27 protein-coding genes and 1 pseudogene are annotated in these 20,822 nt (G+C 40.7%); 10 read left to right on the forward strand and 18 right to left on the reverse strand.

From position 1 onward, the window contains the following. Window positions 1-285 precede the first annotated feature (285 nt). On the forward strand, window positions 286-522 hold the full coding sequence (locus NMG48_RS20215) for a hypothetical protein (RefSeq protein ID WP_271253200.1): 237 nt from the start codon (window positions 286-288) through the stop codon (window positions 520-522). On the opposite strand, the gene NMG48_RS20220 is transcribed toward NMG48_RS20215, so the two are convergent. The 5 genes from NMG48_RS20220 to NMG48_RS20240 form a co-directional block, all read right to left on the reverse strand. After that, a complete protein-coding gene (locus NMG48_RS20220) occupies window positions 517-1,335 on the reverse strand; it encodes a PhzF family phenazine biosynthesis protein (protein ID WP_271253201.1) in 819 nt (272 codons plus the stop codon). The two genes, NMG48_RS20215 and NMG48_RS20220, sit on opposite strands and share 6 nt — an antisense overlap. A gap of 54 nt (window positions 1,336-1,389) precedes the next feature. Beyond that, the gene (locus tag NMG48_RS20225; protein ID WP_271253202.1) at window positions 1,390-2,076 is read right to left on the reverse strand and encodes a hypothetical protein; all 687 of its coding nucleotides are present in this window, start codon (window positions 2,074-2,076) and stop codon (window positions 1,390-1,392) included. 80 nt (window positions 2,077-2,156) lie between these two features. After that, the gene (locus NMG48_RS20230; protein ID WP_271253203.1) at window positions 2,157-2,897 is read right to left on the reverse strand and encodes a hypothetical protein; all 741 of its coding nucleotides are present in this window, start codon (window positions 2,895-2,897) and stop codon (window positions 2,157-2,159) included. Window positions 2,898-3,017: 120 nt separating this feature from the next. Beyond that, a complete protein-coding gene (locus NMG48_RS20235; protein ID WP_271253204.1) occupies window positions 3,018-4,406 on the reverse strand; it encodes a dihydroorotase in 1,389 nt (462 codons plus the stop codon). A gap of 63 nt (window positions 4,407-4,469) precedes the next feature. Further along, entirely contained in the window at window positions 4,470-4,673 is a 204-nt protein-coding gene (locus tag NMG48_RS20240; protein ID WP_271253205.1) for a hypothetical protein, read from the reverse strand. A gap of 94 nt (window positions 4,674-4,767) precedes the next feature. Between NMG48_RS20240 and NMG48_RS20245 the strand changes: the two genes are divergently transcribed. Further along, window positions 4,768-5,958 (forward strand): DNA cytosine methyltransferase, encoded by a 1,191-nt coding sequence (locus NMG48_RS20245; protein ID WP_271253206.1) that lies wholly within the window; start codon window positions 4,768-4,770, stop codon window positions 5,956-5,958. Between the two features lie 19 nt (window positions 5,959-5,977). Here NMG48_RS20245 and NMG48_RS20250 read toward each other — a convergent pair whose 3' ends face one another. Together NMG48_RS20250 and scpB are read right to left on the reverse strand one after the other, a co-directional pair. Then, window positions 5,978-6,640 carry a hypothetical protein gene (locus NMG48_RS20250; protein ID WP_271253207.1) on the reverse strand — a complete coding sequence of 221 codons (663 nt, stop codon included), beginning with the start codon at window positions 6,638-6,640 and terminating at the stop codon, window positions 5,978-5,980. Between the two features lie 69 nt (window positions 6,641-6,709). After that, window positions 6,710-7,366, reverse strand: coding sequence for an SMC-Scp complex subunit ScpB (gene scpB / locus NMG48_RS20255; RefSeq protein ID WP_271253208.1), 657 nt, complete (start codon window positions 7,364-7,366; stop codon window positions 6,710-6,712). Window positions 7,367-7,449: 83 nt separating this feature from the next. Here scpB and NMG48_RS20260 point away from each other — a divergent pair, with 83 nt between their 5' ends. Beyond that, window positions 7,450-7,707, forward strand: a complete 258-nt coding sequence (locus tag NMG48_RS20260) for a chlororespiratory reduction protein 7 (RefSeq protein WP_271253209.1) — start codon at window positions 7,450-7,452, stop codon at window positions 7,705-7,707. 31 nt (window positions 7,708-7,738) lie between these two features. Here NMG48_RS20260 and NMG48_RS20265 read toward each other — a convergent pair whose 3' ends face one another. The 4 genes from NMG48_RS20265 to NMG48_RS20280 form a co-directional block, all read right to left on the reverse strand. After that, window positions 7,739-8,659, reverse strand: a complete 921-nt coding sequence (locus NMG48_RS20265; RefSeq protein ID WP_271253210.1) for an FTR1 family iron permease — start codon at window positions 8,657-8,659, stop codon at window positions 7,739-7,741. Between the two features lie 65 nt (window positions 8,660-8,724). Continuing rightward, entirely contained in the window at window positions 8,725-9,744 is a 1,020-nt protein-coding gene (locus NMG48_RS20270; RefSeq protein ID WP_271253211.1) for a helix-hairpin-helix domain-containing protein, read from the reverse strand. A gap of 172 nt (window positions 9,745-9,916) precedes the next feature. Next, the gene (locus NMG48_RS20275; protein ID WP_271253212.1) at window positions 9,917-10,930 is read right to left on the reverse strand and encodes a multicopper oxidase domain-containing protein; all 1,014 of its coding nucleotides are present in this window, start codon (window positions 10,928-10,930) and stop codon (window positions 9,917-9,919) included. Window positions 10,931-11,274: 344 nt separating this feature from the next. After that, window positions 11,275-11,490, reverse strand: coding sequence for a Nif11-like leader peptide family natural product precursor (locus tag NMG48_RS20280; protein WP_190400346.1), 216 nt, complete (start codon window positions 11,488-11,490; stop codon window positions 11,275-11,277). Between the two features lie 707 nt (window positions 11,491-12,197). On the opposite strand from NMG48_RS20280, the gene NMG48_RS20285 reads away from it, so the two are divergent. From NMG48_RS20285 to NMG48_RS20300, 4 genes and pseudogenes are all read left to right on the forward strand, one after another. Next, on the forward strand, window positions 12,198-12,566 hold the full coding sequence (locus tag NMG48_RS20285) for a helix-turn-helix domain-containing protein (protein WP_271251623.1): 369 nt from the start codon (window positions 12,198-12,200) through the stop codon (window positions 12,564-12,566). A 29-nt stretch (window positions 12,567-12,595) separates the two neighbouring features. Beyond that, window positions 12,596-13,144: pseudogene (locus NMG48_RS20290) on the forward strand (transposase); the annotation flags it as partial. A 405-nt stretch (window positions 13,145-13,549) separates the two neighbouring features. Next, window positions 13,550-13,822 carry a hypothetical protein gene (locus NMG48_RS20295; RefSeq protein WP_271253213.1) on the forward strand — a complete coding sequence of 91 codons (273 nt, stop codon included), beginning with the start codon at window positions 13,550-13,552 and terminating at the stop codon, window positions 13,820-13,822. A 19-nt stretch (window positions 13,823-13,841) separates the two neighbouring features. Beyond that, on the forward strand, window positions 13,842-14,321 hold the full coding sequence (locus NMG48_RS20300; RefSeq protein ID WP_271253214.1) for a hypothetical protein: 480 nt from the start codon (window positions 13,842-13,844) through the stop codon (window positions 14,319-14,321). A 41-nt stretch (window positions 14,322-14,362) separates the two neighbouring features. Here the strand turns inward: NMG48_RS20300 and NMG48_RS20305 are convergent, their stop codons facing one another. From NMG48_RS20305 to NMG48_RS20335, 7 genes are all read right to left on the reverse strand, one after another. After that, window positions 14,363-15,127 carry a FecR family protein gene (locus NMG48_RS20305; RefSeq protein WP_271253215.1) on the reverse strand — a complete coding sequence of 255 codons (765 nt, stop codon included), beginning with the start codon at window positions 15,125-15,127 and terminating at the stop codon, window positions 14,363-14,365. Between the two features lie 79 nt (window positions 15,128-15,206). Beyond that, window positions 15,207-15,413 (reverse strand): hypothetical protein, encoded by a 207-nt coding sequence (locus NMG48_RS20310; protein WP_271253216.1) that lies wholly within the window; start codon window positions 15,411-15,413, stop codon window positions 15,207-15,209. A 45-nt stretch (window positions 15,414-15,458) separates the two neighbouring features. Next, window positions 15,459-15,806 (reverse strand): hypothetical protein, encoded by a 348-nt coding sequence (locus tag NMG48_RS20315; RefSeq protein ID WP_271253217.1) that lies wholly within the window; start codon window positions 15,804-15,806, stop codon window positions 15,459-15,461. Window positions 15,807-15,844: 38 nt separating this feature from the next. Then, complete coding sequence (locus NMG48_RS20320) at window positions 15,845-16,213, reverse strand: hypothetical protein (protein WP_271253218.1); 369 nt, start codon at window positions 16,211-16,213, stop codon at window positions 15,845-15,847. A 16-nt stretch (window positions 16,214-16,229) separates the two neighbouring features. Then, the gene (locus NMG48_RS20325; protein WP_271253219.1) at window positions 16,230-17,192 is read right to left on the reverse strand and encodes a ParA family protein; all 963 of its coding nucleotides are present in this window, start codon (window positions 17,190-17,192) and stop codon (window positions 16,230-16,232) included. A 281-nt stretch (window positions 17,193-17,473) separates the two neighbouring features. Continuing rightward, window positions 17,474-18,028, reverse strand: a complete 555-nt coding sequence (locus NMG48_RS20330) for a hypothetical protein (protein ID WP_271253220.1) — start codon at window positions 18,026-18,028, stop codon at window positions 17,474-17,476. 65 nt (window positions 18,029-18,093) lie between these two features. After that, window positions 18,094-18,777, reverse strand: coding sequence for a cytochrome b/b6 domain-containing protein (locus tag NMG48_RS20335; protein WP_271253221.1), 684 nt, complete (start codon window positions 18,775-18,777; stop codon window positions 18,094-18,096). Window positions 18,778-18,884: 107 nt separating this feature from the next. Between NMG48_RS20335 and NMG48_RS20340 the strand changes: the two genes are divergently transcribed. Genes NMG48_RS20340 through NMG48_RS20350 form a run of 3 tightly spaced genes read left to right on the forward strand, consistent with a single transcriptional unit; the run spans window position 18,885 to window position 20,792 of the window. Further along, entirely contained in the window at window positions 18,885-19,037 is a 153-nt protein-coding gene (locus NMG48_RS20340; protein WP_271253222.1) for a hypothetical protein, read from the forward strand. An 11-nt stretch (window positions 19,038-19,048) separates the two neighbouring features. After that, window positions 19,049-19,234: a hypothetical protein gene (locus tag NMG48_RS20345; RefSeq protein ID WP_169365121.1), complete on the forward strand. Its 186-nt coding sequence runs from the start codon at window positions 19,049-19,051 to the stop codon at window positions 19,232-19,234. 13 nt (window positions 19,235-19,247) lie between these two features. Further along, complete coding sequence (locus NMG48_RS20350) at window positions 19,248-20,792, forward strand: tyrosine-type recombinase/integrase (RefSeq protein ID WP_271253223.1); 1,545 nt, start codon at window positions 19,248-19,250, stop codon at window positions 20,790-20,792. Window positions 20,793-20,822: the final 30 nt, after the last annotated feature.

Consider the following 20,822-nt stretch of genomic DNA (forward strand, 5'->3'; position numbering starts at 1 on the left):
GGCATAGTTATAACCCAAACCCATAATTCTGTACCGCCCGCGTAGCGAGCGGTATAGAATTATGGGTTTTAAGTTTACTTATGCTTGACTACTTATGTTTTTTCAAAGGTGGTGCATTGTGCCGCCTTGTCAATCGAACCTGTGATTTGAGTCACGGGCTGGGCTTCAGTCAGTCACCTATAAATGCTTGAAACTGTCACAAGTATGCCTAGTGAAGCATCACAGTTCAATCTAAGTAATTATTCGATTATAGGAGTTGTCCAGAACGTCCTCGGTTAGCTAGTTATGATGATTTTGTCTTTATCTGAAATTCAACCAACTAATTTGTCAACCCCTTGGGGTGATGAAAAAGGAATTTCTTATTTAGGAAAAACTTTCTTGCCGATAGATGTTCATCAAAATCAGCAGGAAGCGATCGCCGCTTGTCGGCGTGACTTAGATGCGGGTGCGATCTCGATCATTGTCGATGAAGGCGATCGCATTTCTGTATGGTGGTATTTTGCCAAAGAAACGGAACTATAGATCGATTTGCCCGCGTAGGAAGGTAACAGCTTTACCTTTGAGCAAAACCCTTGTCCCGTGATCACTAACTTCGAGATCGCCTGTCCTTGCCGATAATTGTTTGGCTATGAGCGTATTTTTGCTGAGACATTTTGCCCAATAGGGGGTCAGGCTGCAATGGGCTGAACCAGTCACGGGGTCTTCAGGGATGCCTGCTTTAGGGGCAAAAAAGCGTGACACAAAATCGTAGGGTTGATGTTGATCTGCGATCGCGGTAATGATGAATCCAAATCCATCTAATTGCGCAATGCGATCGTAGGGTGGTTGAAAGTCCTGTACGGCTGCCTCAGAATCTAAAACAACAGTTATATAGTCTTCACTTTGTCCGAGACATTTATAGATGCGATCGCCAAAAACCTCCGCTAATATCTGTAGCGATCGCTCTGAGCAAGGTTGATAAAAAGCCGCAGGAAAATCCATCACGATCCAGTTATCTTCAAAGCTAATTTTCAGATCACCACTTAGGGTCGAAAAAATAACTGGAACATCGGTGGCGATCGCTTTTATTTCCCGCAAATAATGTGCCATAGCGAGGGTGGCATGACCACAGAGAGGAACCTCTTGCTTGGGCGTAAACCAGCGTAATTGAAAATGATTGGGCGCTAGAGGTTTGACGAACGCAGTTTCCGATAGATTGATCTCCGATGCAATTTGCTGCATTTGAGCATCTTCAGGAAATTTTTCCACTAAGGTTGTTGCCGCAGGATTGCCGCGAAAGGTTTGCTCTGTAAATGCGTCAATAATTGCGATCGCCAGTTGCATGGATATTTTCAAGTATTTTGCTAATTTTTTGAATAAAAAAGCTGTGCAAAGCACAGCTTTTTTATTTTAAGGAATTGCCACAGTAGGATCGACTTTATAGCTATTGACAATGCGATCAAATGAATCTTTTAAGGCAGGAATCTGATCGGCAACACCACCAGTGGTAATTAGAGAGATCTTGTCTCCATTGCGACTAATAAAACTATTGCCCTGCACCTTAGCGGTGATATTTTTCAGTGATTCATCGTAGCTCCATACGATCTGCACACTGCCATCCTTTTGTTGGATTGGCTTTTCGGCGGCAAATCCAGGTCTAGAGCCAAAAGTGGACTTGAGGAAGGTTTCCAAAAGGGAGGTCAACTGCTCAGGTGTAGTTTCTGAAGGAGCTTTGAAAACATCAACCGTAAGCAAAGCATTTTTGCTGGGGTCAAACCATAACACAATCACCTCATTAGGTTTCTTGTTTTCTTTGGGAGTCCAGCCTTTAGGAGCATCAATTTGAAAAAGTCCAGAGGGGTGTTTGTAAGTCTCTAAGCCATCGATCTTGACTTTGATGATCCGCGCATCGGACTTAGGGGCCGCATCAGGCTTGGTGACGACACTCTTGGCATCGGGGCTTTTGGTAGCTGTCGTGGTAGTAGGACTAGCTGATGTCGCTGTCTTTTCAGGGGCATCGGGGGTGCAGCTTCCTAGTAGACTGCCCAAGAAGGCGATCGCCCCAATAGATGTAACGATAAAGTTTGTTCTTCTCATTTCACTCCTCACTAAGATATGTTGATAGTTGATATTAGACTTGTGAAAGATGGCTCATTGGTGCGCTCTTTCACAGATCACTAAGGAATAGCCAGACTCGCATTAACAATCTGACTGTTGGTTATTCTAGCGAAGGAATCTTTCATTTCTGTAAATTTGGGTTCGATCGCACCAAAAGTTAAAATTACAAATTTGTTGTTGAGCCTTTGCAATCTACTACTGCCTTGAAACTTAGTTTTTTTCGTACCAATCGTCAGCGTTGATGTCCATGTAATCACAATATTTCCTGTTTCTTCGACCACAGGCGATCGCATTTCAAAATCAGGCTGATTGCTATACATTCCCTTCACAATTGCTTCAAAAACATCACTCAGGCGATTTTCAGGGATTTCACTCGGTGGTACAAAAATATTTACAGAAATCGTAGCTCGTCCTGCCTTTTCGCTCCAAGTTACGAGAATTTCGCTAGGCTGACTGTTATCAACCACTTGCCAATTTTTAGGCACACTGATTTCTAAAATTCCTGAGCGATGCTTGTACAGTTCCAGTTCACCGATTTCGAGTTCGGGTAATTTGCTGAAGTCGATTGCAGGACTAGGCGTAGCTGATTTTGAAGGATTAGGGGTTGAATTGACGCTGGGATTTGGATTGGTGTTAGTGGTACTTGTTGGGTTTGGAGAAACTTTAGTGGTATCAATCGCTGGCATAGACACATTACTCTTGTTACCACCATTGGCGTTGCTACAAGCTGTTATCCCTATAGCGATCGCCAATGGTAATAACATTGATACCCTAATCGGTAACTTTTGAAAAAGAAACATAAATGTTGAGTGTGTGCTCTATTCAAACCCAGATAATTCAGTCTCAACCTAAAAGCAGGCTGTGGTACTTTGTGCCGTAACCTGCTTTATTTTAAGATCTATGCCCATTGTGGCTTTAATCTAGCCAAACTGCAAGGCTTGACCCCGCACATCAGGATTGACTTTGCCATTGGCAAATACTACTTGACCACCAACAATCGTTGTTACTGCCCATCCTGTAAGCTCCCAGCCTGCAAAGGAACTCCAACCACATTTAGTCAACAAATCTTCATTTCTTACAGGTTTATAGTTATTCAAATCGACTAACACTAAGTCAGCATCCCAACCGATGCGAATCTCGCCTTTATTGGCAATTTTGTATGCTTTGGCAACATTGCGACTCATCCATTGGCTCACCTGATGGACAGTGCAACGTCCTTTCATCGCTTCTGTCAGCATCAATGGTAGCGAGGTTTCTACCCCCGGCATTCCCGATGGTACATTGGCTGGTTCTAGAAATACCGTGTCTTTTGAGGATTTTTCAGTCTGATTGATTTGGGCATCTTCACTTCCTGCCAGTCCTTTTTCCGCCAGAGTGTGGGGGGCATGGTCAGTGGCGATAAAGTCAATCACACCATCAAGCAAAGCTTGCCAAAGGATTTCTTGATCACGAGGTGATCGCAAAGGTGGGTTCATTTGCGCGAGGGAACCAATTTTGTCGTAAGCACTAATATTCATCAATAAATGCTGTGGGGTTACTTCGGCTGTCACCCATGCAGGTTTGTCTTGACGTAAAAATTCTGCTTCTTCCCCTGTAGACATATGGAGAATATGCAAACGTCGTTGATATTTCTTAGAAAGTTTGACGGCAAGTTGCGTGGCATTGAGCGCTGCTTGATTGTCTTGAATTAATGAATGCTTAGCAGGAATTTTGCTATCGGCAAATTCGATGCGTCGTTGAGCAATTCTTGCTTGATCTTCTGCATGAACGGCAATGAGGCGATCGCCTTGCGAAAAAATCCGATCCAATATTTCCTCTTGATCAACCAATAAAGCCCCATGCATCGATCCCATAAATATCTTGATGCCGCAGGTGGGATTCGCTGTTAATAAATCAGGCAAAATCTCTGCCGTTGCCCCAATAAAAAAGCCGTAATTCACTACACATTTACTAGCCGCCCGACTGAGTTTGTCATCTAGAGCAGCTTGGGTAATCGTGAGGGGACGAGTATTGGGCATTTCTAGGAAGCTAGTCACGCCCCCCTTCGCACAAGCATGACTCGCCGATCGCAAATCCTCTTTATGCTCTAGTCCCGGTTCCCGAAAATGCACTTGCGGATCAATCACGCCCGCCATTAGGGTTAAGCCTGTTGCTTCGATAATTTCTAATGGTTGATCATCAGCACTTAGATCATCGGGATTGAGGGTTGGGGCGATCGCTGCAATTTTGCCATACTGGACGTAAACATCCCCTAATAAGGTCTCACCATCAGGCAAAATAATCTGGCTTTGTCGAATTAATATGCTCAAAATAAAATCTCTATTCGGTAGTTATACAGTTAAGTGATATTTGAAAAAAAGAAGTCATTAAGACTAAACCCTGTAAGAACTACCTCTTTCATTAGCTCTTTGCAAAGGTTTATTTTTAGCTTTGCTTTCAATTAATTCCCAATCGGCATTTTCTAGCACAGCATCCAATACATCAGATAGATTACAACGCTGCTCATAGGCAATGCGCCTTAAAATATCGTGATGTTCTGGCAAAACATATACAGGCTTCCTCTGTGTTTGCGCCATTTTTAACTTAGCAATAAATTAATTATCTTCATCGTATCACGGCTAAGTATATAATTTAACAATTGGCTAATTAGCTATTCTTGAAGATATAAATATGAAAAAAACGTTTATAGATTTATTCTCTGGTGCAGGTGGGATGTCTTGCGGGTTGGAAATGGCTGGTTGGCATTGCTTACTAGGAATTGACCATGATCGCGCTGCCATTGAAACTTTTCAACATAATCATCCACAAGCGAAAGCGATCGCTGGCGATATTTGCGAGATATCTAACCAGCAAATTCAAGAAATAATCCATCATCAAAAAGTTGATTTAATTTGCGGTGGGCCACCTTGTCAAGGCTTTTCTACAATTGGACAAAATGATCATCTAGACGAACGTAACTTTCTATTTCTTGAGTTTCTCCGAATAGTAGAAGCCTTAGAACCTGATTACATTATTGTTGAAAATGTGACAGGTCTTTTATCCAAAAGAAATGAAAGTGTTTTAAAAGTAATAATTAAAAGCTTTACAGATTTGGGCTATACCATTGATGTCAAAGTTTTATCAGCACATCATTATGGAGTCCCAGAAAAAAGAAGACGGACAATATTTTTAGGCAATCGCTTTGGCGTAAAAAATATTTATCCAGATAAAATTTTTAAGGATTCAGATCAAGATCTTCAAGATTTACCTTTGCCTCGAACTGTTGGATGGGCTTTTGATAATTTATTAGAATCAAATGGTGAAATCTTGAATCATGATATCAAGCGATCGCAAATAGCCAATGATTTAGAAAGAGAAAGAATTAGCCATATACCTGAAGGAAAAAGCGTCAGATATGAAAAAGATCAGTTAGCATATTTACCTAAAAATCTATGGTTTGATGTTGACTGGTCAAGTATTCATGAAGAGCGCTTTAGGGAAGCTAAATTAAATCGTTTAGATCGCGATGATTGTGCGAATACAATTAACACTAGTCGCACCACTTACTATCATCCAGCTGAAAATCGCTATTTAACGGCTAGGGAAGCTGCCGCAATTCAATCCTTTCCAGCTAATTATTTTTTTTGTGGCACACTAACTCAACAATGGCGACAAATTGGCAATGCTGTCCCACCACTTCTTGCAAAAGCGATCGGTGAGTCCATACTTATGTTGGATTCCACTAAAAATAATATGGAAAAAACTACCTCAATTGCAGATATTCAATCAATTAGAGCCAAAGCATTTTCTTATAAAGAAAATGCTTTTAATAAATCTAAACAACTTGACAAAATAAAATCTACTCAGCTTGCATTATTTTGAATTGTAGAACACATTAAATTTAAATAATTGGGGGGAATATACGCCCATCTTTTTGTTCGAGATCATAATAAGACTTCTGTGGCTTGTCTTTTTTATCTACTTTCAAAACTGCATAGAATCCATATTTGTAAACTGGAATGCTATAGATAGTTTTAGCTCTTAATCTCAACTTCATTTTACAAGCAAACTGAGGTGTACCTAATGAGAGAATATCTTGTTTGAGATGATAAAATCCGTACCCACCAATCTGAATATAGTAACAATTCTTATCACCATAAAAATCGTACAAACTATTAATATCGATTTCTAGCTTGTCTTCAAAAGCTTTTTGATCTTGATTTTTCTGCTGCATAGTAATTTTATCTCTGGGTATGGAATATCGATTAGGAATGAAGTTTTTAGCATTAACGATATCCAAAACCCCAACAGATGTATAAAACGTAGTCACAGCATCATCAACACACCAACCCCAAATCCCATCATCCCATCGCAGCATTTTCTGTCCGTAATCAGCCTCAAGATCGAGTTTAACTTCTAGATTGTATTCCTGAGAATTGTATAGAAACTTGATATCCGTCGCATTTCCAGCCCCACCTCTAGTTGAGCCAGTGGCAATTAATCCTTTTGAAGACAATAAATCAAAAATATTTTGCTCATAGTTATCACCTTTGTTATATCCCATGATCCTTCTCGCAATAAATTAAGTTATGGCAAGATTACATGAGAGTGACGAAATAAATATCAAATGCGACTAAATCAATTTAGTTAAGTCATCGATTTCAAAATATTGATGAAACTTGGCAGTGACTTGCAAAATTGACGATCGCCCGCCATCTGCCTGTCTTTTCTTTTTCACAAATCCTTGCTCAACAAGTTCCTGCACATGCTGATAGGCTCCTGCCCCACGCAAATCGATCAATTCTGACTGCACAATATTTTTCTTTAGGGCAATCGCTGCCAAAGTCCTTAAAGCCCCACGTCCGATATCCACAGGAATGAGCTTATGAACTAAATCCTCAAACTCCGATCGCAATCGTAACGAAAAGCCGACATCGGTTTCCACAAGTTCTAACGCACTATCGCGATGGGCATATTCTGTAATCAGGTCGATTAGCCCCATTTCCGCATCCTCGACTTCGCAACCCAAAGCCGCCGCGATCGCTGCCAAATTCATCGGTTGTCCCTTGAGATATAAAACGGCTTCTACCTGTTGTTTGAGCGATCGGGCGATCGGCAATTCTGGTTGCTCATCTAGTTGAGCCAGATGCACCATTGATAAAGACAATGGTGCATCTGGCTCAATAGGCTCATCACTAGCAACTGCCCCTTCCATCTCAACATCTTCTTCCGTCTCTAATGCAGGCTCAGTTGGCTCTATGGGTTGTTCAAAAGGCACTTCATTCATCATGCTAAAATTTTAACCGAGTAAAGGCAGTGCGTTGCATTCCCTTGATTCAGTTAAACAAAAAGTTTTATGAGCTGAGAAACGATATGCCAAGCAGCATGATGTACTACGAAGACACTTATGTGGTGCTGCCTCCAGATATGCAGGAAAAGTTTGTCACTCAACCTGAATTAGAACAACTTTTGCATGATTTGCTTGTCGATATTCAAGACGCATTACCCCGTGATTTGGAAAATATCAAAACTATTCCTGAACAAGTACAGCGTTTAATTAAGACTGCCTGCGATTTAGATTGTGGCGATCGCGGTGTATGGCAATGGTACGTTGTCCGTCTTGACAAATAAAAAAGGGGTCGTGCAAAGCACGACCCCTTTTTTATTTGTCCGCTAGGCGTTTTCCGAGACTGCGGTAATAGATTGTGCCAACGATCGCGAAAAAGGCAACATAAGCGATCGCCTGTACTAAATAAAGCTTATCGGTGTAGCCAAATAGCGAATTTAAAATTACCCCCGGAAATTTTTCTGCGGGTAATACTTTGCTGGTGTTCCAAACCATATTGCCGAGGATGCAGGAATGCTCGCGGGCAAAATGCTCATAAAAGAAGCAGATAGACTCGGACTTGCGATCGCTTTGAGAAAGAATTCGTAACGCCGTATCGAAATGTCCAAGTGCGGAAATGACTAAACCTGAGACGATCGCTAGGAGCATAAAGCCCATAATTTTGAAGAAGGCACGGATATTAATTTGGATACCAAATTTAAATAGTCCGATCGCGATCGCGGTAGCTGCACCGATTCCACTAACGGCTCCGAGGGCGGGCATAAATCCTTCTTGGAATTTTGCCGAGATAAATAAAACTACTTCAAAACCTTCGCGCAAAATAGCAAATAGGATTAGCCCAAAAATTCCTAATCCTGCTTTCTTCCCTTTGCCTAAAACATTATTTAAAGAGCCTTCGATTTCTCCCTTCATGGCACGACTCTGTTTAGTCATCCAGATCAACATCCATGTCAACATAGCGATCGCTGCCACACTAAATAAACCTTCGAGTAATGGCTCAAATACTGCGGATAGTTCGGGATTACTAGTTCCGACAACTTGCATGAACCAATTAAAGACAATGCCAACTATCGCACTGATGACTAAGCCTGTACCAATCCCTGCAAATACCCAACGGTTTAGATGCGATCGCTTGGCACGTTTGAGGTATGCCATGACAATGCCAATTACTAGGGCGGCTTCGACCCCTTCGCGCAAAGTAATCACAAAAGTTGGGAGCGTTAAACTGAAGTCCATAAAAATCTTTAGGTGTTAAAAAGTTTTCTTATTTCCCTCTTTCCTATTGAGAGAGGGGCTAGGGGCTAAGACTTTGCGTAAACTTTAGTAGCAGCTTGTTCGTTGCCTTTAATGAGTTCAGACATATCCGCAACAGAAAGTACAGGTTGTTCTGGGGCGATCGCACTAGGATAAGCTGATTTGAGTTTTGCTAAACTTGCCGTGAATTGCTTGTGAACATCGGGATATTCCTTTTCCATAACTGGTGTGATGCTCTTATACAACTGCTCTACATAAATGGTGAAACCACGGGAGTCTTGATATTCAATGATTTCTTTAATCTTGTTATTCGCGATCGCTGCGCGATATTCTGTACCAGCCGTATCGAGAATGGTATTAATCACTTGCAACGCAAACTTTGGTGACTGACGTTGGGTTTCGGGAATTGCTGTGATTGCCGCATCGATACCTGCGATCGCATCATTATATTTCGCAGTAATACTGGGGTCGTTGGGCTTAGATTTCACCAACTGCTGCAAATCCATCAGCACTTGTTTAAATTCTTTGACATTACGCTCCTTTAGTTGACCTTCCACATCAGCATAAATTTCTTCAACGGGATGCTCGATATGGGGAAGTGCTTGGTCAGGTTTCTGAACATCAAGTAATTCCTTTGCCACAATCATATGCCCCTTCATCAGACCCAACTTAGTTAAATAGTCAACATCTTTGGCTTCACCCTTCAGCTCAACAGTTTCCGTGCCGACCATATCTTTAACTTGATCAAACTGTGCTGCTGTGATCACTTTCTTCGTAACTAAATCTTCAGCCTTAGTATAGGGACGTGCTGCCTGAATCTTATTTGATAGTCCTGCAATTCCTAGCTTCGCCTCAATCTTATCTAGCTCCGATAGGATCGCTTCGTTGATATTGATCTTATTTTTAGTATGACCGCTCATACCGTCTTTGTGAGACTCAGATTTAGACTCTACTTTGGACTCACTAGTCGCACTGCTGACAGATGGATTTGGGCTAGTTGCCGTTGGCGTATTCGTACATGCTGAGATGGTGATCGCGCCAACTAAGGACAGGATGAATAGCGTCAAAAATGTTTTTATCTTAGTTAAAGACTTAACTAACTTAGTGATGATTGCGAGCATGAAGATAAATACAGGGATGAATGGATAAATAATTGCTAGGTAATGCAATTAATTTGCAATAATTGATTTAAACCTATTAGAACATAAACTTGCTAGTAATTGTCAATAAAATATTTAGCTAACTAGCAATAACATCAAATAAGCCCATACATCCAGCCTCCGCGATCGTATCTTGATGGGGGTGAAACATATACTTACCCGTAAATCGATAGGTTAGTTCCAGAATGTGACGCTCGGCTGTCCCCATTGTGATTACATCGGTTTCTTCGCTAGGACTCATGCCACGTCCTGTGCGGTAAACCTGAAACATATTGGCATGGACATGAAATGTCGCTACAGGGTCAAACTCGATCATATTAAGAACATATAAACGCAATAACTGATTTTGCTGCACAGCGATCGGTTGCTGCATATAGAAATGTGGTAATCCGTTAAAGGCATACATCTCATTACGTCCATCCCCATCGATGTCATAGCCGCCCATGATTAGCACCAGCTCATCCGCAGGAGGTCGCGGCTTAGGTGGGTCGATAATAAACATGCCGTACAAGCCTTTGCCAATATGGCGTGCCACAGGTGCGACATGGCAATGATATAAATGCACCCCATAGGGCATGGCATCAAATTCATAAATTGTTGCAGCCCCATTCCGTATGGGTTTTACGCCATCCATTTCTGAAGGATGTTCACCATGAAAATGCAGTGAGTGGGCATGTCCGCCCTGATTGGCAAAGGCAATTCTGATGCGATCGCCTTCTGTTGCTCTCAAGGTTGGTCCTGGCACGCGATCATTTACGTTCCAAGTAATAAAGTCAGTTGAGGCATTGAGTTTAACTGTTTTACTTTGTGCCGTTAGCTGAAACTCGCGCACTGTCCGCCCATTTTCTTGAGTTACCTTGCCATAATCAAATTCTCGCAATGCAGAGATCGGATCGAGTCCACTAGTTTTAATGCGTTCCTGTGAGGCAGCACTGATATCTATCGGCGGAATCACAACTTTTTTGGGTGGATTGCCAGATTTATCGGATTCACTATTTCGATTTGTAGCGATCGGACTACAGGCGATCGCGCTACCAATTAACCCAATACCACCAAGACCCAATTCTAATATTTTTCTACGTTGCCGATCCATTAACTCTACTTGCAAATAGTTCCTATTTACCTTAACAAATTTCACTTAACTTTGAATATTTGTCATAAAGCGATCGCGCCATCCAAACAAGAACTCTAAAACCAGAATTTAACGATTTATTGCAAGCCTTATTTCAAGAATTCAAGACTAGATATTAGACTTAATATTAGACTTACTTGAATCATAGTTAGATTAAATATTTAGAAGAGAAATTGATGTCAATTTCTCTTCTAAATGCTTCTTAGATATTAAGAGTCATGCTGAGCTTATTGAGTGGAGTAGAAACTTTCTAGCAAATAACAAGAAAGGCGATCGCTAAATTAGCGATCGCCTTTATCTTTGGTTTAGTTGTACTCTCCGGGAATATCAGTTTTTCTAACAGTAATCTTGCCAACTTTTTTACCTGACATTCTCAATAATTCATCACCTGAAAATTCAAAACCAAGCTTTAGGGCTATTCGCGCCACATCATCTGCGGTTGATGCTGCGAGTACTTCGTTTTTAAGTTCGGGTTCAGACTGCATTTTCTTTAAAAATGCTTCAATTTGCTCAAAAGCCATATTTTAAATTCCTAATTTATTGATCGCCTTTCTTTTTTGGTCTATCAATCAATCCATTTAATAAAAAGGTCAGCGATTCTAGATTTTCTTTCATCTTTCATAGCTAATACCACTAGCTTACTTTATTATTTCTGACTAGTTGACCTTACCACTAGTATGATTCATGTTTAATTCACTGGTCAAAAATCAGCTATGGACATTCACCAGATACTCGACCCTGACCGACAAAGCTTACGAATTTGTGGAACCCCAGATATCGTAGCCTATGACACGCTCCGCTTACGATAATGGTTATTTACGTAAGCTTAAATAAATTCATAAGCAAAGCTATTTTGTAAATGTTTTAGCACTTATTTGTGTAAACTCTTTTAAAAGATTAAAGAATACTGTACAATATTCAAAGCTCGTAAAATTTCAATATCAGATAAATCGCGTTATATGATTAAAGCTAAATACTTCTAACGCTTGTTTTAATTAATAACTTGAATCAAAACACGAAGATTTTACGTGTAGCTGATAACCAGCTTGTCACTGCACTATTAACAAAAATCAACCAAAAACATCTGGATGATTTTGAAACATTTTGGAGATCTCGCATACAGTCCACTCAGGAGGAAGAAAATTATTGGAATTGGGATATACAGCCTATTGAGGGAAAGAGTAGTACAAGATAAGCTAGGATAGCAAAACCCAAAAGAGAGTAAAAAATGGCACCTTACTCACTAGATCTCAGAGAAAAGATCGTAGCAAACTACGAAGCAGGAAATACATCGATTCGGGAAGTAGCGAAGCAATTTCAAGTCGCGACGAAAACAGTGCAAAAACTACTGAATCAATACCGAGAGACAGGAGAACTAAACCACAAACCATTAGGTAGTCCAATCAAAAGTCCCCTCGAAGCGCATCAGGAGAAAATCCTCGAAATTGTCTCAGAGCATCCAGATTGGACACTATGGCAGTACTGTGAAGAAGTAGCAGAACAAACAGGAGTATCAGTGACCACAGGCAGCATGTGCCGATTTTTCCAGAGGCATAACATCACTCTAAAAAAAAGACCTATCGCCATGAAAAGGTAAAAAGTGAGGCAGTACAACAGCAAAGATGTGAATTTTGGGAAGCATTGAATGAAGTGAAAGCTGAAGATCTGATTTGTATTGATGAAACGGGAGTATGGCAGGGGATGGAACGCTCTGTGGCAAGAAGTGAATGTGGCAAAAGAGTATTCAGTCTTCGTCCCTTTTACAAAGGTCAGAAATACACAATAATTGGCGCTATTTCAGTTGATGGGATTGTTTGCCTGAAAACGATTCAGGGTTCTATGAAAGGAGCAGATTTTCTCACCTTTGTCCAAGATGACCTAGTACCTAAATTACGTCCTGAGCATAGGATCATCATGGATAACCTCAACTGCCATAAAGTTGAGGGGGTCGCAAAAGCAATTACAGCGACAGGTGCTAAGATTTTGTACTTACCCACCTATTCTCCTGATTTTAATCCAATTGAGATGATGTGGTCGGTTCTCAAATATTTTATTAGATTGCTTAGACCTCATTCTCAAAAACTACTTCAGCATTTAATCAACGTTTTCCCTTACTTGTTAGAAAAAGATTTCTTCAAAAATTGGTTTACTAAGTGTTGTTACTGTACTACTTAATCCCTCAATGGACTGTAAAAAACCGAATTTATCTATCAAGGGATAACTACGAAGGCTATGCAATTGAATGCGAGCAAATAACTCAAGGGCTAATACTTCTTGAAACACAAAATCATCGTTCGTGGTTTAAACGAGAAAATAAGCTTGTATACGTTCAGATACTTGAAACAGCACCTTGGAATCGGCGAAGTTTTCAGCCAGTCCCAACATATAAGTTAGTTGGTACAGTTTTATTAAAGTTTGCACAGTTACGAAGCGAGGAGTTGGGTTATAGAGGATTAGTTGGGCTACACTCATTGCCAAAATCAGAAAACTTTTATCGGCAGATGAAAATGATTGATTGTGGTAGAGATGAGGAAAAAGAGCAATTAACTTATTTTGAGTGGTATAAAACGGAGACTAGCTATGAACCTAGAAATTGATGATGCAGAGCTATTAAGACTTGCTCAAATTGAAGATGAAGCTGATTGTGATATCAGTGCAGGTTTTGATCACGGTGAAAATTTAGGTATCTATTTATCTCAATCACTCAACAGCATTAGCTATAACCAGTTGAGTGAAATATTGCATAATAGTTTTGGTAACGCTTTATCAGCAGAGGAAATTGATAAAGTCGTTTTAGGTATTCAGCAGGCATCAAAATCTCATCTAGTTCATAAATCAGCTAAGTCAGCCTAAATATAATATGTCTTCGTCGTTGGAACCAGAACAAGATAAGACCATTCCCCTAAGTCACGCTTATTCTAAGCGTAGAGAAATACGCATTGAAACTTCGCCTACTGAGTTAGAACAAATACTTACTAGAGTCGTTAACAAAGAAGTTACTAAAAAGATTGTGAGACTTGAAAAAAGTATTGACCGTATGGTATCTCAGTTTCAAGCTATTCAAAGTGGCGAATCTGAAGATGCAGCATTGAGAGTAACAACTGACCTAGAATCGGCAGATATTGCATTAGCTAGTGTTCAGATTAAATCAGAGGACTATTACACTCATACTTGTGGCATGATAGCTGAAAAATTTAGTATCAGTAAAAATCAGGTACTTAATTTGATTAAAAAACTAGAGCTTCGTGGGAATAGCTCTTATCACAAGCAATTTCAAACAGGAGCCAAAAGTTTTGTACACAAGTATTCTGAAGAAGCTTTAGCAAAGATTAAGAAAGAAATAGATTGCTAAAATCTTCCTAGAAATGTGGATTGTGTATAGTACTAGTTGGCTTAAGAAGTTTTAGTTATGCTTGCTTGTCCGGGAACGAGCTTATCAATAATTGTTTGAGTTGGTAGAGGAGTCTTAAAGCTGCGGAGTAATGTACTTGTTTTAGAAATTTCTTTCCACTCTTTGAGATCTAAGCGACGGACAACTGGTGGAGTTGGAGAATTTGGTTTTACAATGATTTCTTCGCCTGTTAGCAAAATAATCTCTTTAGGCTGATTGGGTAACTTAACCGCTACCGTTCCTTCCCAAGAGAAAAATCTAACGCCTTGATTGATATCCTTAGGAATTTCCACAAAAGCAGTTGTGCCACGAATAGCGGCAGTTCCATAATCAGTAGAGATTTCTGTTGGGACTTTTAATCCCGGTTTCACCCAAGTAATCATCTTGCCTGATTTGAGATGTAGCCGATTTTGGGGTTGAATCTGTAAGACAGCATTACCACCAATCCGAAAACCTACACCATTATTAAACTCAACCTGAGTTTTGCCATTTGCCTCTGTACGAACTGTGTCTGATACATATAAATCCATCCCGACTTGAGCATCTATTTCTTTGGGTTGTGGATTTTGTTGCGGTGTGACAAATACAGGCTTGTCTTCAATCATTGATACTTTGGCGATCGCTTGATTGATAGGTTGACTGACAGGAGCACTGCTTGCAGTGGTGCTAGAAGCAGATGGATTAGGGGGTGGACTAGAAGACTCACAGCCAAATAGGGCGATCGCAATAGTTGCTGTAAATAGTGCCGTAAACAGAGAACTTTTCATTACGGTATCTCAATGAAAGGCTAGACGAATAGTTTTGATGTTGGCATACCCCATAATCAGCAATCAAGAGATTTTATGCTTAATTTATGTTTTTATCGGTTTCTATTTCGATTTTCCCAGTGCCATTACAAAAAGAACAATTTTCTTCTCTCTGTATTTCCCCAGAACAGTCTCGCAATTCTAAATAGCCTTTACCTTCACAATGATGACAAGATTTAGTTGTTGGAATGGAATCTAAGTCTAAATTGCGATCACAATTGCGATCGCCTATTAATTTTTCTGGCATATTTTTAAAGTCTTGTTCTAAAAAGGTGTGTGTATATTAACCAATTTACCAAGGGTGAATTATTAAATGACTGAACCATTCTAAGACTCCCCAAATCAATTGCCAAAGAATGGTAGCCACTAGAATCACTTCTAATGCGAGGGCTAATACTGTTATGGTGAAGGCGAGTATAGCAATCGCTACATTCTGCTGCTTCCTAATTCCTTGCCATCCTAAAAACAATGCCATCGTAGCGATCGCACCACGAAATGCCCACAGAGTAACGATAACGGATTCTTCTACTTTGCCTTGAATCTTTACAGTGGTAATTGCGATTGCTATATCAACAATTGCTAAGGCTAAAGCAAGGAAGCTATAGCTATTACGGTTCAGAAATATAGCTAATCTATACATTGTCCAACACCGAATGTAAAAGTGTAGAAGTACAGTACTTATCGCCTGTAGTCATACTCTTCGGGCAATGGACGGATAAATATCTTATCTCTCCATTTTGATGGGGGAGTTTTATCGAGATCGCCACAGATTGCCCAATATAGGGTATGAATTTCTAGACTATTTGCTCCATCACTTACCCAAGTTTGGAATAATGCGCCATCAAGGTATTCATTGGAGAGGTGCGATCGCAATATTTCACAGGCTTCAGGATCGCATATTGGCAAATAAGAATCATCGTAGTAACTGTAAAGACGTGCTTCATGCTCATCTAGCCATAACAATCCATACACAAAAAATACTTCATTGGTCTTTATGTTTGCCTTAACCCGATTATTAAAATCTCTTACAGTTAAAGTGATTGTCATCGCAATCGCAACTAAATTATTCCAAATCAACCAAACTCAATCTTGAAGTTTGCTCCTTCATGCCGAGAGAGATATCTAACTTTTTCAAAAGTTCTGCGGATACTTCTGCGAAAGCCTTTGCACCACCTGAGTTGGGGTTAGATAATGACACAGGAACAAAATCATCCACAGCTTTGGCAATACTTACATCATTGGGAATTTTAGTTTTAAAAATCTTGGCACTACTAAAATCATTACTTACCCGATCCATGACTTTATTGTAATATCGGCTCAGGGTAAAGCCTGCGGACATACTAAATATGATGCCTAATAGTTGAATATTTACAGACTTGTCATCTCTATAGACTTCGCGGAGTTTCTCAATGCGTCTTTCTAATAGTTGAATCCCGACTACAGAAAGGGGTTCAGGTCTTGCAGGCATGAGGTAATAATCGCTTGCCACAATACTACTGCGCGTGATTAGGTTATATCCGGGGGCGCAGTCAAGAATGATGAAATCATAGTTTTTAATTGCAGGAGCGAGAATACCTCTGATTAAACCCTGCTCAAATTTGCTCCATGTCTGTTGGAAGGTTTGCTTTTCTTCGTAGAGGAGAGAACGGTTATAGAGCATCTCTGAGACTAGGAACTCATCGTATAGGTCAATATCGCCCACTAGAAGGTCTAAGCCTTGGACTTTACAAACATGGGGAATGACAATATCTCTAACTTGGTATATTTTCTCTTCAGGATCTTCAACATGCACACCATAACGAGTGATTGCTTGACTTACAAGATGTCTAAGTGTGCGATTTTCTTTGCGGCATTTGGCAAATTCGGCGGGTGAAATCATGCTCAGAGTTGCACTGATTTGAGTATCTAAATCAACAACTAAAACCTTTTTGCGGTGGATTTTGGCTAGGCATGTGGCAATATTTACGGTTAAGGTGGTTTTACCTACTCCACCTTTCATATTGACTGTTGCGATTACTTGACCCATATTTTTATACCCAGTTTAATATCCACCAAGATCCAATCTTTTAAATCAGACATTTTCAGACACTTTGCGCCGTTTATCCTAAATCACTTTGAGTGAGTTAACAATACATCAAAAGATAAAAGTGGCAGTATTAAGTTAAGTAGCTAGAACCAAAACCTGTGGCGCACGCACAGCGTGCGCCACAGGTTTTGGTTCTAGCTACGCGGAAAGTGGTAAAAATCGCTTACCACTTTCCGCCATTTGCGCTTCGCGCCGCGCAAATGGCGTTATCGAACTCACGTTTAGTTAAGGTTGGGATTAACAACATGACCTCTGGTGGGGTTGGGGATAAACAAGCCAAGACGTAGCGATCGCAGCATGGCTTCCCAAACTTCACGCATTTGTTCTTCGCCTTCTGTCCAATAGTCAAAGGTAAATAGGACTTGGACATTGCCACCGATACCAACCAAAATGCGGGAGGTGGCTTCTCTTTTTTCGGTAGCATCGATATAACGGATATCTGCCCAAACGAGTCTCATCCCATCGCGATTGGTGCTAGTAACCTTGCTTCTATGGAGGATTTCGCGATCGTCGTCATCGAGGATTTGTTGAAGAGTCTGTTTGAGAGGGAATGTACTCCAATCGTTTGGGGGGAGCCGATTGAAGGACATTTCTAATGCGCCTGTATCATCGGTTGGCTCAAAATCATGGAAGCTGACGGACTTTTCCTTAAATTTCACGATCCAATCTTTGGGGAAATCAAAGCGTACTGCGCCGCGATCGGCAACAAATATTTTGTATCCTTCTTCGGATTCCCAACTATGATCGTTGCGTAGAGTTAAGTCTTTCTTTCTCATGTTTCTATACAGGGGGAGCAACTAAAGCCCATTTTAATGGATTGCTCTCAGAGATTGAGCAATGTCTATCCTACTTGAGGTGCTGGAAATATGGCTGGCAAGATAAAGGCGATCGCAATACCACCAATAACCAATACTTCAAAAATGAAGAGAAATGTCGTGGAAGGCTTAATTTTAAACCCTCGCAACCAAAATTTAGGCATGTCCTCTGGGCGAATCTTCCAGTTGTAAATTGAGAGCAATAGGGGTAAGCCTCCAACCTTGGCACTCATTAATAGATGGATGGCTATGCTAACAATCATTAATAGCCATCCTATTAAATGCCCAATATACCAAACGTGATTAAGTTCTCCAGTGGGTAGCCATTCTTCCTGCATCATTCGTCCTGTAATAACGGCAAATGTTGCAGATAGTAGGAGCAAACTATTGGCAAATCGCTGTAATGAGATCCACCAAATCGGTTTTCCTACTTCTTGGAGTTGTTTGAGAGATTCCTTTTGGATCAGACGGCGATCGCCTATATGAAAGCAGTAAATGGCAAAGATCGGTAAAAGACATAAAAAGGCTAAAGCGATCGTGCCATGAATACCTTGGGTATCACGGATAATTGGTAAATTAAGCGTCCCAAATCTTTTGTCGTATCGGTCATAAACCATAAAGCCTGTAATCAATGAGCCAAATACTAATAGAGCGATCGCGCTATGTAGCAATCGTAAAAGGACAGGCTGGTACGGGGCAGTACGCGACATAGTCTTTTTGTTATGATTGTGGATGAATTACAGATAAAACAGGAATGAATAAAAACCTAATAAGCAAGGTTTTAGCCATTAGTCTTACCCATCTTGTATTTAATATTATGATGCGTTTTACTGAAAGTCCTGCTGGCAGTGGCGCATCCATCGCTCAATCTCTAAAATGGTTGAGCTTTGGTAATGGTGAGCAATATGGAGTAATCACACTGATCTGTATTGCATTTGGAATGGACTCATTTTTAAAGAGAATTCTCTAGGAAAGAAGAAAATGACAAAGATAGTGATGTATTTTGTAATGTTTGTTGGGGCTTTGGTAATCGCGGCATGGGTTTCCCGTGAAGCTAGTTACTTTTTTAATAATTTGCTTTATTGGATTCGCTATAACTGGTTGCCCTTCTTTGGTTTAGTGATTTTAGGGGCGATCGCTTACAAAGTTTTTAGCAGTAAATCATGATGTGTAATGACTAATGACCTTACAGAGCGACTTATCAGAGCGACTTCTGAGGGCTTGCGATCGCGATACATTGGCAGGTCAGCGTGATTATGCAATTTTGCGATTACTCATCGAGAATTCTCTAAAGCGCCAGCAGGTTGCCGCGATTAATATTAATGATGTCGATTGTGAGGGGCGATCGCTACAGGTTGATAAATGCTACAAGCGGCAAGGGCAATCACACCAGAAGGAAATTATTAGTCTCAGTTTAGACACAGCCGCCGCATTACAGGACTGGCTCAATTTAACGCATCTTCCTAGCGAGGATGAGGATACTCCAACACCGCTATTTATATCCCTAGATCGCGCTAAATATGGGCATAGGCTGACGGGAACCGCAATCTATAGCATTGTCAAACGGGCGGCGACTAATGCGGGGATTAACGATGCGATCGCTCCTGAACAGTTGCGATTTAGCCAAGAGAAATATGCCTTAAATCAAGATTTTGAGACACTTAATAAGACTATAATTGGGACTAGTGAGACTCAATCGAGACCAATAGCTGTATCTAAATTAGAAGCTGAGAATCAAAATAGGACTTATCTAGATACAGATGAGACTCAAATGAGCGCTGTTTCTAGTGGAATTCCCTATGCTTTGACGGGATTTAATCCAGACATTCTCACTTCTCTCCTCGCAGACAAACGGAGTCTCAATACTAGACGCGCCTATGAGAAGGATTTACGTTACTTTTTTCTGGCTGCCTATGGACAAAAGCCAACGGAGACAGTGATTGCCCAATTTTTGCAGTTAAATCGTTTTGAGGCGATCGCGATCGCGCTGCGTTACAAGTCAGATCTGATTACTCAAGGTTTAAAAGAATCGACAATTAACCGTCGTCTATCGGCTCTCAAATCCTTAGTAAATTTCGCTGCCAAACTAGGCAAATGCAATTGGAATCTCAATGATGTCCAAACTGAGATAGTCCAAACCTATCGCGATACAACAGGCATTAAGCCCGATGGTATCCGCACAATGCTTTTAAAAATAGATCGAACTACCATCAAGGGAAAACGTGATTTCGCAATTTTGAGACTACTGTGGGACAATGCCCTGCGTCGCAATGAAGTAGTTAGCGCGAATATCGGTGATTTTGACTATGAAGCGCGATCGCTACAAATCTTGGGCAAGGGACGTGGCTCTCAAAAGAGTCTCATTAGTCTTAGTATGGGAACTGCTAACGCAATTCAAGACTGGTTATCTCAACTTAAGACGAAAAATAGTGATCGCCCATTATTTCAATCCCTCGATCCCGTCAATCACGGACATAGACTGACTGGCACGGCAATTTACCAAATTGTCGATCAACTTGCGCGAGACTCAGGCATTACCAAAAAAATGTCTCCCCACCGTATTCGCCACTCTGCGATTACAGCCGCCCTTGATGCCACCAATGGTAATGTCCGCAAGGTGCAAAAACTCTCGCGTCATAAAAAGCTAGATACATTAATGCTCTACGACGATAACCGCACTAATATGCAAGGTGAAGTATCGAGTTTATTAGGTGATCTGATTTAGAAGATGCTTATAGTTCACATGTTTTTGAAC

Source organism: Pseudanabaena sp. Chao 1811 (genome assembly GCF_027942295.1).
Taxonomy (GTDB): domain Bacteria; phylum Cyanobacteriota; class Cyanobacteriia; order Pseudanabaenales; family Pseudanabaenaceae; genus Pseudanabaena.